Origin of the sequence: Amycolatopsis sp. lyj-346, from assembly GCF_046548975.1 — a bacterium.
GTDB lineage: Bacteria > Actinomycetota > Actinomycetes > Mycobacteriales > Pseudonocardiaceae > Amycolatopsis.
In genome coordinates, this window is the sequence record NZ_JAJPWT010000002.1 from 907,511 (window position 1) to 920,280 (window position 12,770).

Here is a 12,770-nt window from a genome sequence, read left to right on the forward strand (position 1 = left end):
TTTACCGCACCCCACGGGTCTCCGCTCGCGACGGCGCACCGGTTTGTGGGACCGGTTACGCGGAAAGACGAACCGGTGCGCCGTCCGGCGGAACCCGATCACCCGGCTGCGCTCGGCAACCCGCAACCGCCGACCCGAACGAGCGGTTTACCCGCCTCCGTCTCCGGGGTAGCCGATCGGTGATCCGAGGAGGCGCCATGACCCACCGGTGGTCCCGATGATGTTCAGCGAAGTCGTCGTCGCCGGGCAGATCGCCCGCGACCTGGTGATCGAGGTGCCGGACGCGCCCGACGCGGACTCTTCGGCGCCCGTGCGGCACCGGCAGGAGCTGCTCGGCGGGAAGGGCGCCAACCAGGCCGTGGCGCTGAGCCAGCTCGGGATGTCGGTGTCGCTGGTCGGCGTCGTCGGCCGCGACCGCACCGGGGACTCGCTGCTCGCCCAGGCCCGGGCGGACCGGATCGGCACCTCGCACGTGATCCGCCGGCCGGGTACCGAGACAGCACTGCTCGTCGACGTCGTCGACGACCACGGCCGCCGCCGCTACCTCGAGCACGTCCCGGACGGGACGCTGCTCACCGAGAACGACGTCTTCGCCGCGTCCGCCCCGATTTCGGCCGCCGCCTCGCTGATCGTGCAGCTGCAGCAGCCCGCGCCGGTGGCGCTGCTGGCGGCCCGGCTCGCGCACACGGCGGGCACCCGGGTCGTGCTCGACGGGGCACCGGAGTCCGACACGCTGACGGCCGAGCTGCTCGCTCTCGCCGACGTCGTGCGCGCCGACGGCCACGAAGCCGAGCTCCTCACCGGGCAGCCGGTGGACGACGTCGCCGCGGCCGCCCGCGCGGCCGCGGACATCCGGCAGCGCGGGCCGTCACTGGTCGTGCTGGAGGTGTCCGGGCAGGGCAACCTGTTCGCCGGACCGGAAGGCACCTGGTTCGTGCCGAACGTGAAGACCGACGTCGTCGACCCCACCGGTGCCGGTGACGCGCTCGTCGCCACCCTGACCGCGGCGCTGACCCGCCGTCGTCCGCTGGCGACCGCGGCGAGCCTGGCCGTCGCGGCCGCCGCGGCGACGACCGGGCACGCGGGCGGGCGCCCGCACCTGTCCCGCGCCGAACTCGACCGGCTGCAGCCGCGGGAGCTGGAAACCGTCCAGGCCTGAGGGGCTTACAGGCCGGGCAGCTTCTGTTCGAGGCCCAGCAGCACCGAGAACGGGTCGCCGCGCTCGGCCAGGCGGGCCGGCACGTCCCGGATCGTCCACCGGTCCGGGGCGAGTTCCGGGTCGTCCAGCTCGTCCCACTCCAGCGGCACCGAAACCGGCCCGCCGGGCCGCGGGCGGACGCTGTAGGGCGCCACGAGCGTCTTGTTCAGCACGTTCTGCGTGTAGTCGAGCCGGGCGCGGCCGCGGCGCTTGTCCTTCGTCCAGGCCCAGCTGACCAGGTCCGGCAGCACCTTCCCGATCGTCCTGGACACCGTCTCCGCCCACGCGCGCGTCTGTTCGAAGGTGCAGTGCGGCGCGATCGGGACCCACACCTGGACACCGCGCTGACCGGTCACCTTGGGCCGGCCGGTGAGATCGAGGTGCTCGAGCGCGGTGCGGTGCAGCCGCGCCAGGTCCAGCACCTGCTCGAACGTCGTCTCCGGGCCCGGGTCGATGTCGAACAGCACCCACGTCGGGTGGTCGACGTCGGCGGCGCGGGAGGTCCAGGCGTGCAGCTCCAGCGCGCCGTAGTTCGCCAGCCAGGCCAGCGTCGCGACGCTGTCGGCGACGACGTACCGGCTGGTCTCCCCCGGCTCGGCGCGGTCGTTGCGCCAGGTGGTCAGCCAGTCCGGTGCGTGCTGCGGGACCTCCTTCTGCCAGAAGCCCGGCTCGGTGACGCCCTGCGGGAACCGGTGGGTGTTGAGCGGGCGGCCGGCCAGGTACGGCAGCATCACCGGCCCGGCGGTGACGTAGTACCGGACGAGATCGCGCTTGGTGACCGGCTTTCCGCCCCGGGCGGCGGGGAAGAGCTCCTTGTCCAGGTTGGTCAGGGCCAGCTCGCGGCCCGCCACCGACCACCGGCCCTTGGCGCCCAGTGCGTCGAGGGCGGCCAGTTCGTCCTCGGTGGGCGCTTGCCAACCACCGACGGGCTCCTCCGCTTCCGCCGCCGGGCGGTCGCCGTGCCACAGAGCGTCGGGTGCGGCCGCGACCTCGTCGTTGGTGCGGCCGCTCTTCACCGAGCGCGGGTGGTCTTCGGCGTCCCAGCCGGGCTGCGCGTGCTCGTCCTGCTTGTGCAGGAGGAACCACTGGTCCTTTTCGCCGCGGCTGGTGCGGACGAGGACGAACCGCCCGGCCAGCTTCTCGCCTTCGAGGTCGAAGTGCAGCGTCCCGGCCTCGATGGCACGCGCCGGATCGGCTTCGACCGGCCGCCAGACACCACGGTCCCAGACGATGACGTCCCCGCCGCCGTACTCGCCGCGCGGGATGACGCCCTCGAACCCGGCGTACTCGATCGGGTGATCTTCGACGTGCACCGCCAGCCGGCGGGCCTTCGGGTCCAGCGTGGGTCCCTTCGGCACCGCCCAGCTGACCAGCACGCCGTCGAGCTCGAGGCGGAAGTCGTAGTGCAGGCGGCGCGCCCGGTGCCGCTGCACCACGAACCGGTGGCCGTCCGGACCGGCGGGTCCGCCGGCCGGCTCCGCGGTCCGGCCGAAGTCACGCATCTCCTGGTAGCGCCGCAGTTTGCGGGCCGGGTCTGCTGCCATGCTCCGGGAGTACCCACTCAGTCCGGCGACGACCAGGGCGGGTTCTTCTTCGCCAGCTCTTCGTATTCGGCGACCTCCTGCGGGGTCGGGTCGAGGCCGGCTTCTTCGGCAAACCGCTCCGGGTCGGTGACCTCGCCGGGTTTGCCGGGCTCCTCCGGCTCGGTGCCGTCGTCGGGGTCGGTCATGGCGGTCAGCCTCCCAGCGCGCCGCGGATGAGGTCGCGCGCGCGGTCCATGATCGCCGCGGGCGGGCCCAGCAGCAGGTTCGCCTTCGCGCTCTCGACGCCGGGGTGCGGGCGCGTCGGCCCGACCGCTTCGGCCACCTTGGCGGTCGCGGCCATCGCCCGCAGCCGCTCCGGCGGGCGGTGCGCCCGCAGCAGCGGGAACTCCTCGCGCTCCTCGTGCTCGGCGTGCGCGAGCACGTCTTCGCGCAACTGGACGAGCAGGGTGTCGAAGCCGTCGGCCTCCGGGCCCATCTTCTGCAGGGTGGTCAGCAGTTCCTTGGCCCGGTGCTCCTCGCCCAGCCGCGCCTCGACGACCGGCTCCGCCGCCGGCTCGAGGTCGCGGATTTCGGGGTGCACCACCAGTTCTTCCGCCGTCTCGTGCACGGCCAGCAGCCGCACGAGGTCGTGGAACAGCTCCTGCCGCCGGTCGTCTTCCGCGGTCTCCAGCGCGGCGAACAGCTCGCGGATCTCGCGGTGCTGGCGCTGCAGCAACTCGATGACGTCCTCGTTCTCCGCCATGGTCGGCCTCCTCCTCGGTCTCGGTCTCGATCCTCGGTCGGAAGCGGCGTTCCCCGTCCCGGACGGGTTACTCGTCCCGATGGGCGGCTGTGAGCCACAGCGCGCCCGCACCGGCCAGGGCGAGACCGGCGACGGCCCACCAGGACCACCAGCCGAAGAAGGCGACGACGAGCCCGACGGCGAGCAGCACGCCCCCGCCGACCGAGGCGGTGTCATCGCGGGCGGGCCGTGCGGTGAACGCCATCAGCCCACCGGCCCGTCGACGGCGGCCACGACGAGCGCGGCGCACCGCGCGACGGTCACGCCCCGTTCCTTCGCCATGGAGACCAGGGCGGCGTGCGCGGCCGGACGGCTGAGCCCTTGCGCGGCAAGGACTTCCAGGGCCAGGCCGACGACATCGGTGGCGGGCGGGGTGACGGTTCGCACGGGCATCGGAAGACCTCCGGCTCGGTCGGCGGCGCAACGAACGCGACCGGATACCCCGCCGCGCCGGGTTTCACACCTTCACCGAACCCGTTGGAGTGGCGCGGTTCAACTCCCGGCGAGCCTTCCTCCGGCGGGTGACCGCGCCGCGGTGGCTGCGCCTCGAGCCGCCGGACGCCGCTCACGGCCGGGCGAACCACACCGCCGTGTCCGGAGGCACCCGGCCACCGTCGAGCGGCCCGCTCGCCAGCAACACCCGTGCACCGCCGGGCAGCTCGCACGCCTCCCCCGCCAGATTCACCACACACCCGAACCCCGGCTCGCGCGTGAACGACAGGACTCCCTCCGGCGCGGGCGACCACGTCAACGTCCCGTCCCCCAGTGCCGGGTGCGCGCGGCGCCGGGCGAGCGCCGCGCGGTACAGGGCGAGCATCGAGCCCGGATCGCCCGCCTGAGCCGAGGCCGTCAGCGTCCGCCAGCGGGCCGGCTGCGGCAGCCACGTCGGCGCGCCGTTGCCGGTGAACCCGAACGGTGGTTCCGTTCCCGACCACGGCAGCGGTACCCGGCAGCCGTCGCGGCCGCGGCGGGTCCGGCCGGACCGCTCCCAGGTCGGGTCGGCCAGCACTGCCTCCGGCAGGTCCTCGACCTCCGCCAAGCCCAGTTCCTCGCCCTGGTACAGGTACGCGCCGCCGGGCAGGGCGAGCATCAGCAGCAGCGCCGCGCGGGCCCGCCGGATGCCGGGCCGTCCGCCGCCGAACCGGGTGACGTGCCGGACCACGTCGTGGTTGGACAACACCCACGTCGCCGGCGCACCGACCGCGTGCAGCGCCGCCAAGGTCCGGTCGATCACCTCGCGCAGGGCCGCCGGATCCCAGGCGCAGCGCAGGAAGTCGAAGTTGAACGCGGTGTGCAGCTCGTCCGGGCGGACGTACCGCGCGAGCCGGTCCGGGCGGTCGACCCACGCCTCGGCGACGAACACCCGGTCCGGGCCGAAGCCGGCCGCGACCCGCCGCCACGAACGGTAGATCTCGTGCACGCCGTCGCGGTCCCAGTGCGGGTGGCGGCTGCGGTCCGGCGGCCGCACGATCTCCTCGTCGTCGGCGCCGAGGTCGGGGAAGGCCGGGTCCTTGAGCAGGCCGTGGGCGACGTCGATGCGGACGCCGTCGACCCCGCGGGCGAACCAGAACCGCAGCAGGTCCTCGAAATCGGCGCGGACGTCCGCGTGCTCCCAGTTCAGGTCCGGCTGCTCCGGGGCGAACAGGTGCAGGTACCACTCGCCGTCCGGCACGCGGGTCCACGCGGGCCCGCCGAAGACGCTGCGCCAGTCGTTCGGCGGCCCGTCGCCGCGACCCGGCCGGAAGTGGTAGCGCGCGCGTTCGGGCGAACCGGGGCCCGCGGCCAGCGCGGCGCGGAACCACCGGTGCCGGTCGGAGGTGTGGTTCGGCACGACGTCGATCACGACGCGCAGCCCGAGCCGGTGCGCCTCGGCGATCAGGGCCACGGCGTCGGCGTCGGTGCCGAACAGCGGGTCCACCGACCGGTGGTCCTCGACGTCGTAGCCGCCGTCGACCATCGGCGAGCGGTACCACGGCGTGGTCCACACGGCGTCGACCCCCAGCTCGGCCAGGTAGCCGAGGCGGGAGCGGAGACCGGCGAGGTCTCCCGTGCCGTCGCCGTCCGCGTCGGCGAAGCTGCGGACGTAGACCTCGTAGACCACGGCGTCGCGCCACCAGTCGTCCATGCCACCGAGTATCTACGCTGGAGCCGTGACCGACGCGTGGGAATGGGACCCGTCCCTCTATTCGGGCAGCGCGCAGTACTACGCGCGGGGCCGCGTGCCGTATCCCGCGGACCTCGCCCCGGCCTTCGCCGCCGAGCTCGGGCTGGACGGGTCCGGACGGCTGCTCGACGTCGGCTGCGGTCCGGGATCGCTGACCCTGCTGCTGGCCGGGATGTTCGAGGAGGCGGTCGGGCTCGACGCCGACGGGGACATGCTCGCCGAAGCGGCCCGCCTCGCGGCGGCCGCGGGGATCGGGAACTGCCGGTGGGTGCACCGGCGTGCGGAGGAACTGCCCGCCGGGCTGGGCCGGTTCCGGCTGGTCACCTTCGCCCAGTCGTTCCACTGGCTGGACCGGCCCCGCGTCGCCGCCGCGGTGCACGGCATGCTCGCGCCGGACGGGGTGTGTGCCCACGTGCACGCGTCGACGCACGGGACCGTGCACCCGGCGATCGCGGAACTGGTGCGCGAGTACCTCGGCCCGGTGCGGCGCGCGGGACGCGGTTCGCTGCCGGACGGCACGCCCGGCAGCGAGGCGGCGGTCTACCGCGCGGCGGGTTTCCACGGCCCGCGGCGGTTCGAGGTGCCGGGCCGGGTCGTGACCCGCACGGTCGACGACGTCGTCGCCGAGGTGTTTTCGCTGTCGAGCTCGGCGCCGCACCTGTTCGGCGAGCGGCGGGCCGAGTTCGAGGCGGAGCTGCGGCGGCGGCTGGCCCCGGCGGAGACGTTCACCGTGCGCCTGCGCAAGCTCGCCGTCGACCTGTGGCTCACCAGGGGTTGTTGAAGTCCTCTTCCTCTTCGACGGCGGCACGGGGACGGCGGACGGCCCGCGGCTCGTCCCGCACGGGCCGCGGCGCCGGTTCGAACCCGCCGGTGTACTCGTCCGCGGCGAAGGCGGAGGCCGGTTCGGCGTGCGACCGGTCGGTGCTCCAGCCGGACTTGGTCTTGCGCTGGGCCAGCTCGCGGACGTGCTGGACGTACCGCTCGGCCGCCTGGACCTGCTTGGTCATGTACTCCTGGGAGCGGGCCTTGATCTCCTCGCCCTGCTGTTCGCGCAGGGCACGCCGATCGGCCTGTTCGCGGACGAGGCCGTCGAGCTCGGCCTTCATCCCGGCGATGTCGGTCATTCGTCCTCCTACCAGGTCCGGACGGACGGCGGCTCTTCGTCGTCGAGCGAGCCGATGATCCGCCGCCCGGGCTCACCGAGGTTGTCGAAGACGGCGCCTTCGATCCGGTAGGCGGGCGCGCGGCGTTCGGTGTCGCCGCCCCCGCCTCCCTGGGCACCGCCCATGGCCCCCATGCCGGGCATCCCGGACATCGACGAGCCGGGCGCACCGCCCGCCCCGGACGCACCGGCCGCCGACGCGAACGCGGGCTGGGCCGACGCGGGACCGGCGCCGGTGTGGGCACCGCCGGACACGGGTGACTCGCCGAGCCCGGCGCCGGCCGGGTCGAAGCCTGCGCCGGAGAACCCGGAGCCACCGCCGATGCCGGCCGCCGAGGGGCCGGGGTGTGAGCCGCCACCGCCGCCGCCGGGCGAGCCGCTTCCCCCGCCCGGGGTGCCGTCCCCGCCGCCGGGCGAACCCGGCCCGCCATCGGGTGCGCCGGCCGTGTTGCCGGGCGAGCCACCCGCACCATCGTGCGAACCAGGCCCGCCGCGGGGCGAGTCGTCTCCGCTGGCGGGCGAGCCCGGGTCACCGGAATTGCCGCCGTGGTGCGAGCCGTCGCCGCCACCGGGTGAGCCGCTCGCGCTGTCGGGCGAGCCCGGGTCGCCGGAGCCGCTGTCGTGCGGCTTCAGGTCCTCGAGGGTGCCCCGGTGGGTGGGGAGGTCGTCGAGCTGCTTCTCGGGGGTGGTGCCGAGGGCCTTGTCCGGCTTGTCGTCCTCGCCCAGGGTGTACGTCGTCGGGGTGCCCTTGCCGTCGTCGACGGTCACCACCGTCGGGCCGTCCGGGCCGTCGGGGCGCTCCGCGGTGATCTCGAGGTCGCCGTCGCGGATGTGGATCTTGCCGTCCGGGCCGGGGCGGTAGGTGTCCGTGTCCGTCCCTTGTGGACCGTCGGCGGGCTTGCCGTCGGACCAGTCGAGCTTGAAGTCCTTCGGGTCACCCGGTCCGTCGCCGACCTTGATGTCCATCTTGCCGTCGTGGTCCGGCTCGGTCATTTCGAAGGTCTTGTCGCCCTGCTTGACCTTCAGGACTTCGGGATCGTCGTCACCGAGCAGGCCGTCCGGCTTGCCGCCGGGATCCGTCTCGATGCCCGGGCCGCCGAACTCCTTCAGCGCGTCCGCGGCCTTCTTCTTCGCTTCCTCCGCGGCCTGTTCGGCGCCGGCCTTGCCGTCGTCGCCGGAGCCCGTGTCACCGCCACTGCCGCCGAGGCTGCCGGCACCGTCGCCGGACTCCGTCTCGATACCCGGGCCGCTGAACTCCTTCAGCGCGTCCGCGGCCTTCTTCTTCGCGGCCTCGGCAGCCGCGGCCGCGGCGTCCTGGCCGCCGTCGGACGGCGACGGCACCGAAGACGGCGTCGTGCCGTCGGATCCCGAGCCACCGCCGGAGCCGCCACCCGAGCCCAGTCCGGCGCCGGCGCCGGATTCCGTCTGGATGCCCGGGCCGCTGAACTGGTTCAGGGCGTCCGCGGCCTGCTTCTTCGCCGCCTCGGCCGCTTCCGCCGCCTGCTGCCTGGCCGCCTCCGCCGCGGCCGCTCCGTCGTCCTGGCCGGTCGGCGAACCGGAGCCACCGCCCGCGGAACCACCGCCCGCGGCACCGCCACCGGACGGCGTGGACCCCTCCGGGATCGACGGCACCGGACCGCCACCACCGGCCCCCGAGCCACTGCCGGAACCCGAGCCACTGCCGGAACCCGCGCCGCTCGGCAGGTCGCTTCCCGCGCCGCCGCCGGACCCAGCACCGCCGCCCGGCACACCGGACCCGGAACTGGTCTCGGGGATCGACGGCACCGGACCACCGGTTCCCGAGCCACCGGACCCGCCCGAGCCGGAACCGGACCCACCCGGACCGGAACCACCACCCGAGCCGGAACCACCCGAACCCGAACCCGAACCGTCCCCGGAACCACCGGGACCACCGCCGGAGCCGCCGGCCGACCCGGAACCGGCGCCCGCACCCGCGCCACCACCCGGCGCGCCGGGGCCATCGCTGCCACCCGCACCCGGCAGCGAAACGCCCTCGAACTCGTTGCGGATCCCGCCCATGACCTTGTCGAGCGCGTCATACGCCTGGTCGACCAGGTCCTTCGTGTCCTTGCAGGTCTTCACGAAACCCTGGTACAGCCGGTCCCACATGTCGGGGTTGAACTGGTTCTGCACCCACTGCTTGGCGAGGTCCTGGCCGTGCTTCTTGATCTCGTCGCCGTCGCAGCAGCCCTGGTCGTTGAGCGTGTCGACCAGGTTCGTCCCGAAGTTGAGGTCCATCCAGCCCGCGATCTGGGCCAGGTCCTGCTCGTTGCCGCGCTCGCCGTTGGCGACGGCGACGACCTTCTGCGCCATCGTGTAGTCGGCCTTGCCGACCAGATCGGTGTACATCCCGATGACCGCGTCGGCCTTGCCCTTGCACAGCTGGAACACCGTCGTGGCCGTGCTCAGCGTCGCTTCGCTCGCGTTGCCGAGCGTCTGGGACAGCTTGGCCGCCTTGGGCTGGATCTTGTCGTTGTAGGTGTCCGACGCGGCATCGGCACCGGCGCCGCTCCAGCTGCGGTACAGGGTGCCCAGCTGCGAACCGGTGTCCTGCACCGTCCGGTCCACCGTCTCCGAACCGCGTTTGAAGTGCCCGGCGTCGGCGACGAAGTCCGCGAAGCTGATCCCGCGCTGCTCGTCGAACGGCGTGCGGATGTCCTTGTCGAGGTCGAGCGCGCGGGTGTTGCCGCGGCAGTCGGCCGGGATCTTCGCCAGCAGCGACCCGAACGTCTCGAACAGCTTGAGCGCGGGCGCGGCGGCGTCGAAGATCTCGTCCGACGTCTTCGTCCCGCCGCTGCTGTCCGCCGCGGGCGGCTGCGTCTCGTCGAGCTTCTTCTTGCCGTCGTCGACGGCCTTCTTCTCTTGATCCTCGTTGTAGCTGTTCTGGTCGCCGCTCTTCTTCGCCTTGTCAAAGGCTTCGTCGACCGACTGACCGGCGAACAGCGGGTTCGCGTTGTACGCCTGCGCGTACTTCTCGGCCTCCGCCCGCTTCTGCTTGATCTCGTCCGGCTCCTGGTCGGACAGGAACGGTGGCGGGTTCTCCCGCAGCCAGCTGCTGATCAGCGCGCTCTTCTGCGCCGGCGGAACACTCGGGTCGTCCAGCAGCGCCTTGACGTCGGACCAGGTCTTCTTCTCGGCCATCAGAGCGGGCCCCCGGCGTTCGTGATCGCGCCCGCCTGGCTGTCTTCGTTGGCGCCGTAGCTCGACCCGGCGGTCCCGAGGTTCGTGCCGAACGAGCCGAGAGTGCTGCTGTAGCCGGAGACCGCGGCCCACAGCGCCTGCGCGCCGGCGGTGTACTTGGCCGCGTGGGCGCCGTGCGCCCGGCCGAACTTCTCCGCCGTCACCTGCGGCGTCTGCAGGTCCGGGTTGTCGTCGAGCAGGTGTTCCGCCAGGTCCCCGATGGTCTTGGCCGCCGCCGACAACGCCTCGGTCGTCGCGGTGTACCCCCCGCCGCTCATTTCAGCGCCTCTCCTGAAGATCCTCGAGTTCCCAGTGCTTCCGCCAGCACGCCGGCCACGGATCCCACGTCGGTGAACCGGTCGAGCCGGTCCAGGTCGATCGTCACCCCGTAGTAGATCTCCAGCGCCGCCAGCAGTTTGATCCGGCCCTTCGAGTCGATGCCCAGCTCCTCCAGCGGAGCGTCGGGCTCGACGAGAGCCGGGTCGAGCCGGAAGGTGTCGCAGACGACCTTCGTGACCTCGGCGCGGTGATCACCCACGGAAGTCACCATACTGCGCCTTGGCGGCCGACCGGGCGACCTTGCCGCTCGATGTGCGCGGAAGTCCACCGGAAGGGACCAGACGTACCGCGCGCAGCGTGAGACCGTGTTCGCGCGACACCGCGCGCAGCACCGCGCGGGTCACCTCCCGGTCGTCGGCGACGGCGCCGCGGACCCGTTCGGCCACCACCACCGCGCCCTCGCCGCGAGAGTCGGCGACGCCGAACGCGGCGACGCGGTCGCGGCGGACCGCGGGGTGGGCCTCCCCGGCCGCCGCTTCGATGTCCTGCGGGTGGAAGTTGCGGCCGTCGACGACGATGAGGTCCTTGAGCCGTCCGGTGACGTACAGGTCGCCGCGGTGCACGACGCCGAGGTCGCCGGTGCGCAGCCAGCCGCCGAGGCCGTCGAGCTCCGCGCCGAACGCCGTGGCGTCGCCGCGGCCCCAGTAGCCGTCCGCGACGTTCGGGCCGTGCACCCAGATTTCGCCGACCAGGCCGTCGGGTTGTTCCCGGCCGTCACGGACGATCCGGACGAGCTGCCCGACGGGACGTCCGACCGACAGAAGTTCCTGGCCGCCCTCGGTTTCGACCGCCCGGCCCTGCGCGAGGGCTTCGCGGTCGAACACCGCGCCGCGGGGCCCTTCCTCGCCCGCGCTCGCGACGTACACGGTGGCTTCGGCGAGCCCGTACGACGGCCGGTGGGCGGCACGCCGGAAGCCGCGCGGTCCGAACACCTCGTGGAAGCGCTCGACCGTGCGCGGCCGGACGGGTTCGCTGCCGTTCAGCGCGACCCGGACGCCGGACAGGTCGAGGTCTTCCCCCGTGTCGGCGTCGGCGGCGAGGTCGTAGGCGAAGTTCGGCGCGGCGGTGAACACCGCGGGGTGGTCCGCGAGCTGCCGCAGCCACCTCGACGGCCGGTGCACGAACTCCGCCGGCGCCATGAACACCGACCGCCCGCCGGCGAAGACCGGCAGGCACAGCAGCTGGATCAGGCCCATGTCGTGGAAGAACGGGATCCAGCCGGCGCAGGTGGTGCCCTCGTCGACGGCGTACGCGAGGCTGCCCTGCCAGCAGGCGGCGACGATGGCGCGGTGCGGGATCACCGCGCCGGCCGGCTCACGCGTCGAGCCCGACGTGTATTGCAGGTACGCCGGGCTGTCCGGCGTCACCGGCACCGGATCGGCGCCGGGCCCGGTGAGCTCGTCGACCACCACGACGTGCTCGTGCGCGGGCAGCCCGCCCGCCGCGGCCGACGACGTCAGCCACACCCGCGCGCTCGCGTCGGCCAGTACCCCGGCGAGCCGGCCGGCCTGCGCGGGGTTCGACGGCACCATCAGGGGGACGGCGATCAAGCCGGCGGCCAGCGCGCCGAAGAACGCCAGCGGATAGGCGAGCTCCTGGCCCGCGAGGATCGCGACCCGCTCCCCCGGCGCGGCGACGCGGCGCAGCTCGCCCGCCACCACGCGGACGCGGGCGGCGAACTCCGCCCACGTCAGCGTGTGCTCCACGCCGTGAACGTGGTCCTGGTGGGTGAACAGCGGACGTTCGTCGGCGTCGCGGGCGAACAACCGCTCCACGATCGACGTGCGCAGCACGGCCCCGGGCACGGTCGCCGGCGCGGTCGGACGAGGCACGCTGCGCAACCTACCGGCCCGCGGAAACCCGGTTCACCCCCGGGGCGAGCGCGGGTACGGTCGCAGACCATGGTCAAACCGGAAGCGCTGGTCTCCGCTCTCGCGGATCCGGACCGGCTCCAGCTCTTCGCCCGCATCTGCGCCGCTCCCGACGGGCTCGAGACGTCCGCGGCCACCGCCAAGCTCGCCAAGCGGCTCGTCGACGCCGGACTCGTCACCGTGGCCGGGGACCGCTACCGGGCCGTGCCGTCGGTGTTCCGCGAAGCGCTCGCCAAGGCTCCGGTCGATCCGCTCGACGCGCTCTTCCGCCACGGGCGGCTCGTCTCGATCCCGCACTCCGGCCGGCGGCGGCAGCTGTTGCTGGCCTACCTCGCCGACCGCTTCGAACCAGGCCGTCTCTACACGGAGCAGGACGTCCGCGAGAAGCTCTCGATGGTCCACGACGACCACGCGACGCTTCGCCGCTACCTCGTCGACGAAGGCCTCCTGCAGCGCAGCAACGACGGTGGCGCCTACGGCCGTCCGGCGGAAGCCCGCGCCGCCGGCTGA

Annotated in this window: 14 protein-coding genes; 3 read left to right on the forward strand and 11 right to left on the reverse strand. The window is 73.6% G+C overall.

All coding sequences use genetic code 11. The features are described from left to right. Positions 1 to 217 precede the first annotated feature (217 nt). Entirely contained in the window at positions 218 to 1,159 is a 942-nt protein-coding gene (locus ACLJQE_RS10590; RefSeq protein ID WP_410638966.1) for a PfkB family carbohydrate kinase, read from the forward strand. A 5-nt stretch (positions 1,160 to 1,164) separates the two neighbouring features. Here ACLJQE_RS10590 and ligD read toward each other — a convergent pair whose 3' ends face one another. The 6 genes from ligD to ACLJQE_RS10620 all read right to left on the reverse strand — a co-directional run bounded on the left by ligD (position 1,165) and on the right by ACLJQE_RS10620 (position 5,648). After that, positions 1,165 to 2,742, reverse strand: coding sequence for a non-homologous end-joining DNA ligase (gene ligD, locus ACLJQE_RS10595; protein WP_410638967.1), 1,578 nt, complete (start codon positions 2,740 to 2,742; stop codon positions 1,165 to 1,167). Between the two features lie 17 nt (positions 2,743 to 2,759). Next, positions 2,760 to 2,927 carry a hypothetical protein gene (locus ACLJQE_RS10600; RefSeq protein ID WP_410638968.1) on the reverse strand — a complete coding sequence of 56 codons (168 nt, stop codon included), beginning with the start codon at positions 2,925 to 2,927 and terminating at the stop codon, positions 2,760 to 2,762. 5 nt (positions 2,928 to 2,932) lie between these two features. Next, on the reverse strand, positions 2,933 to 3,484 hold the full coding sequence (locus ACLJQE_RS10605) for a hemerythrin domain-containing protein (protein ID WP_410638969.1): 552 nt from the start codon (positions 3,482 to 3,484) through the stop codon (positions 2,933 to 2,935). A 67-nt stretch (positions 3,485 to 3,551) separates the two neighbouring features. Next, positions 3,552 to 3,728: a hypothetical protein gene (locus tag ACLJQE_RS10610; RefSeq protein WP_410638970.1), complete on the reverse strand. Its 177-nt coding sequence runs from the start codon at positions 3,726 to 3,728 to the stop codon at positions 3,552 to 3,554. Next, complete coding sequence (locus ACLJQE_RS10615) at positions 3,728 to 3,916, reverse strand: hypothetical protein (protein ID WP_410638971.1); 189 nt, start codon at positions 3,914 to 3,916, stop codon at positions 3,728 to 3,730. The genes ACLJQE_RS10610 and ACLJQE_RS10615 overlap by 1 nt, the downstream gene beginning before the upstream one ends. A gap of 172 nt (positions 3,917 to 4,088) precedes the next feature. Then, positions 4,089 to 5,648 (reverse strand): glycoside hydrolase family 13 protein, encoded by a 1,560-nt coding sequence (locus tag ACLJQE_RS10620; RefSeq protein WP_410638972.1) that lies wholly within the window; start codon positions 5,646 to 5,648, stop codon positions 4,089 to 4,091. A 25-nt stretch (positions 5,649 to 5,673) separates the two neighbouring features. Between ACLJQE_RS10620 and ACLJQE_RS10625 the strand changes: the two genes are divergently transcribed. Next, a complete protein-coding gene (locus ACLJQE_RS10625; protein ID WP_410638973.1) occupies positions 5,674 to 6,468 on the forward strand; it encodes a class I SAM-dependent methyltransferase in 795 nt (264 codons plus the stop codon). Here the strand turns inward: ACLJQE_RS10625 and ACLJQE_RS10630 are convergent. From ACLJQE_RS10630 to ACLJQE_RS10650, 5 genes are read right to left on the reverse strand one after another with little or no spacing between them, the layout of a single operon-like run. Continuing rightward, entirely contained in the window at positions 6,452 to 6,811 is a 360-nt protein-coding gene (locus ACLJQE_RS10630) for a hypothetical protein (protein ID WP_410638974.1), read from the reverse strand. The genes ACLJQE_RS10625 and ACLJQE_RS10630 overlap by 17 nt on opposite strands. Before the next feature lie 8 nt (positions 6,812 to 6,819). Next, the gene (locus ACLJQE_RS10635) at positions 6,820 to 10,011 is read right to left on the reverse strand and encodes a WXG100 family type VII secretion target (RefSeq protein WP_410638975.1); all 3,192 of its coding nucleotides are present in this window, start codon (positions 10,009 to 10,011) and stop codon (positions 6,820 to 6,822) included. Then, entirely contained in the window at positions 10,011 to 10,328 is a 318-nt protein-coding gene (locus ACLJQE_RS10640) for a hypothetical protein (RefSeq protein ID WP_410638976.1), read from the reverse strand. Before ACLJQE_RS10640 ends, ACLJQE_RS10635 begins: the two co-directional genes overlap by 1 nt. Next, a complete protein-coding gene (locus tag ACLJQE_RS10645) occupies positions 10,325 to 10,588 on the reverse strand; it encodes an acyl carrier protein (protein WP_230468895.1) in 264 nt (87 codons plus the stop codon). Before ACLJQE_RS10645 ends, ACLJQE_RS10640 begins: the two co-directional genes overlap by 4 nt. Beyond that, positions 10,581 to 12,221 carry a fatty acyl-AMP ligase gene (locus tag ACLJQE_RS10650; protein WP_410638977.1) on the reverse strand — a complete coding sequence of 547 codons (1,641 nt, stop codon included), beginning with the start codon at positions 12,219 to 12,221 and terminating at the stop codon, positions 10,581 to 10,583. Before ACLJQE_RS10650 ends, ACLJQE_RS10645 begins: the two co-directional genes overlap by 8 nt. 69 nt (positions 12,222 to 12,290) lie before the next feature. On the opposite strand from ACLJQE_RS10650, the gene ACLJQE_RS10655 reads away from it, so the two are divergent. Next, on the forward strand, positions 12,291 to 12,770 hold the full coding sequence (locus tag ACLJQE_RS10655) for a DUF2087 domain-containing protein (protein WP_410638978.1): 480 nt from the start codon (positions 12,291 to 12,293) through the stop codon (positions 12,768 to 12,770).

Excerpts from the sequence above, each read along its gene's own strand:
- ACLJQE_RS10640 (WP_410638976.1), bottom strand. The coding sequence starts at position 10,328 with ATGAGCGGCGGGGGGTACACCGCGACGACCGAGGCGTTGTCGGCGGCG.
- ACLJQE_RS10590 (WP_410638966.1), top strand. The coding sequence starts at position 218 with ATGATGTTCAGCGAAGTCGTCGTCGCCGGGCAGATCGCCCGCGACCTG.
- ACLJQE_RS10630 (WP_410638974.1), bottom strand. The coding sequence starts at position 6,811 with ATGACCGACATCGCCGGGATGAAGGCCGAGCTCGACGGCCTCGTCCGC.
- ACLJQE_RS10605 (WP_410638969.1), bottom strand. The coding sequence starts at position 3,484 with ATGGCGGAGAACGAGGACGTCATCGAGTTGCTGCAGCGCCAGCACCGC.
- ACLJQE_RS10620 (WP_410638972.1), bottom strand. The coding sequence starts at position 5,648 with ATGGACGACTGGTGGCGCGACGCCGTGGTCTACGAGGTCTACGTCCGC.
- ACLJQE_RS10635 (WP_410638975.1), bottom strand. The coding sequence starts at position 10,011 with ATGGCCGAGAAGAAGACCTGGTCCGACGTCAAGGCGCTGCTGGACGAC.
- ACLJQE_RS10610 (WP_410638970.1), bottom strand. The coding sequence starts at position 3,728 with ATGGCGTTCACCGCACGGCCCGCCCGCGATGACACCGCCTCGGTCGGC.
- ACLJQE_RS10615 (WP_410638971.1), bottom strand. The coding sequence starts at position 3,916 with ATGCCCGTGCGAACCGTCACCCCGCCCGCCACCGATGTCGTCGGCCTG.
- ligD (WP_410638967.1), bottom strand. The coding sequence starts at position 2,742 with ATGGCAGCAGACCCGGCCCGCAAACTGCGGCGCTACCAGGAGATGCGT.
- ACLJQE_RS10600 (WP_410638968.1), bottom strand. The coding sequence starts at position 2,927 with ATGACCGACCCCGACGACGGCACCGAGCCGGAGGAGCCCGGCAAACCC.
- ACLJQE_RS10655 (WP_410638978.1), top strand. The coding sequence starts at position 12,291 with ATGGTCAAACCGGAAGCGCTGGTCTCCGCTCTCGCGGATCCGGACCGG.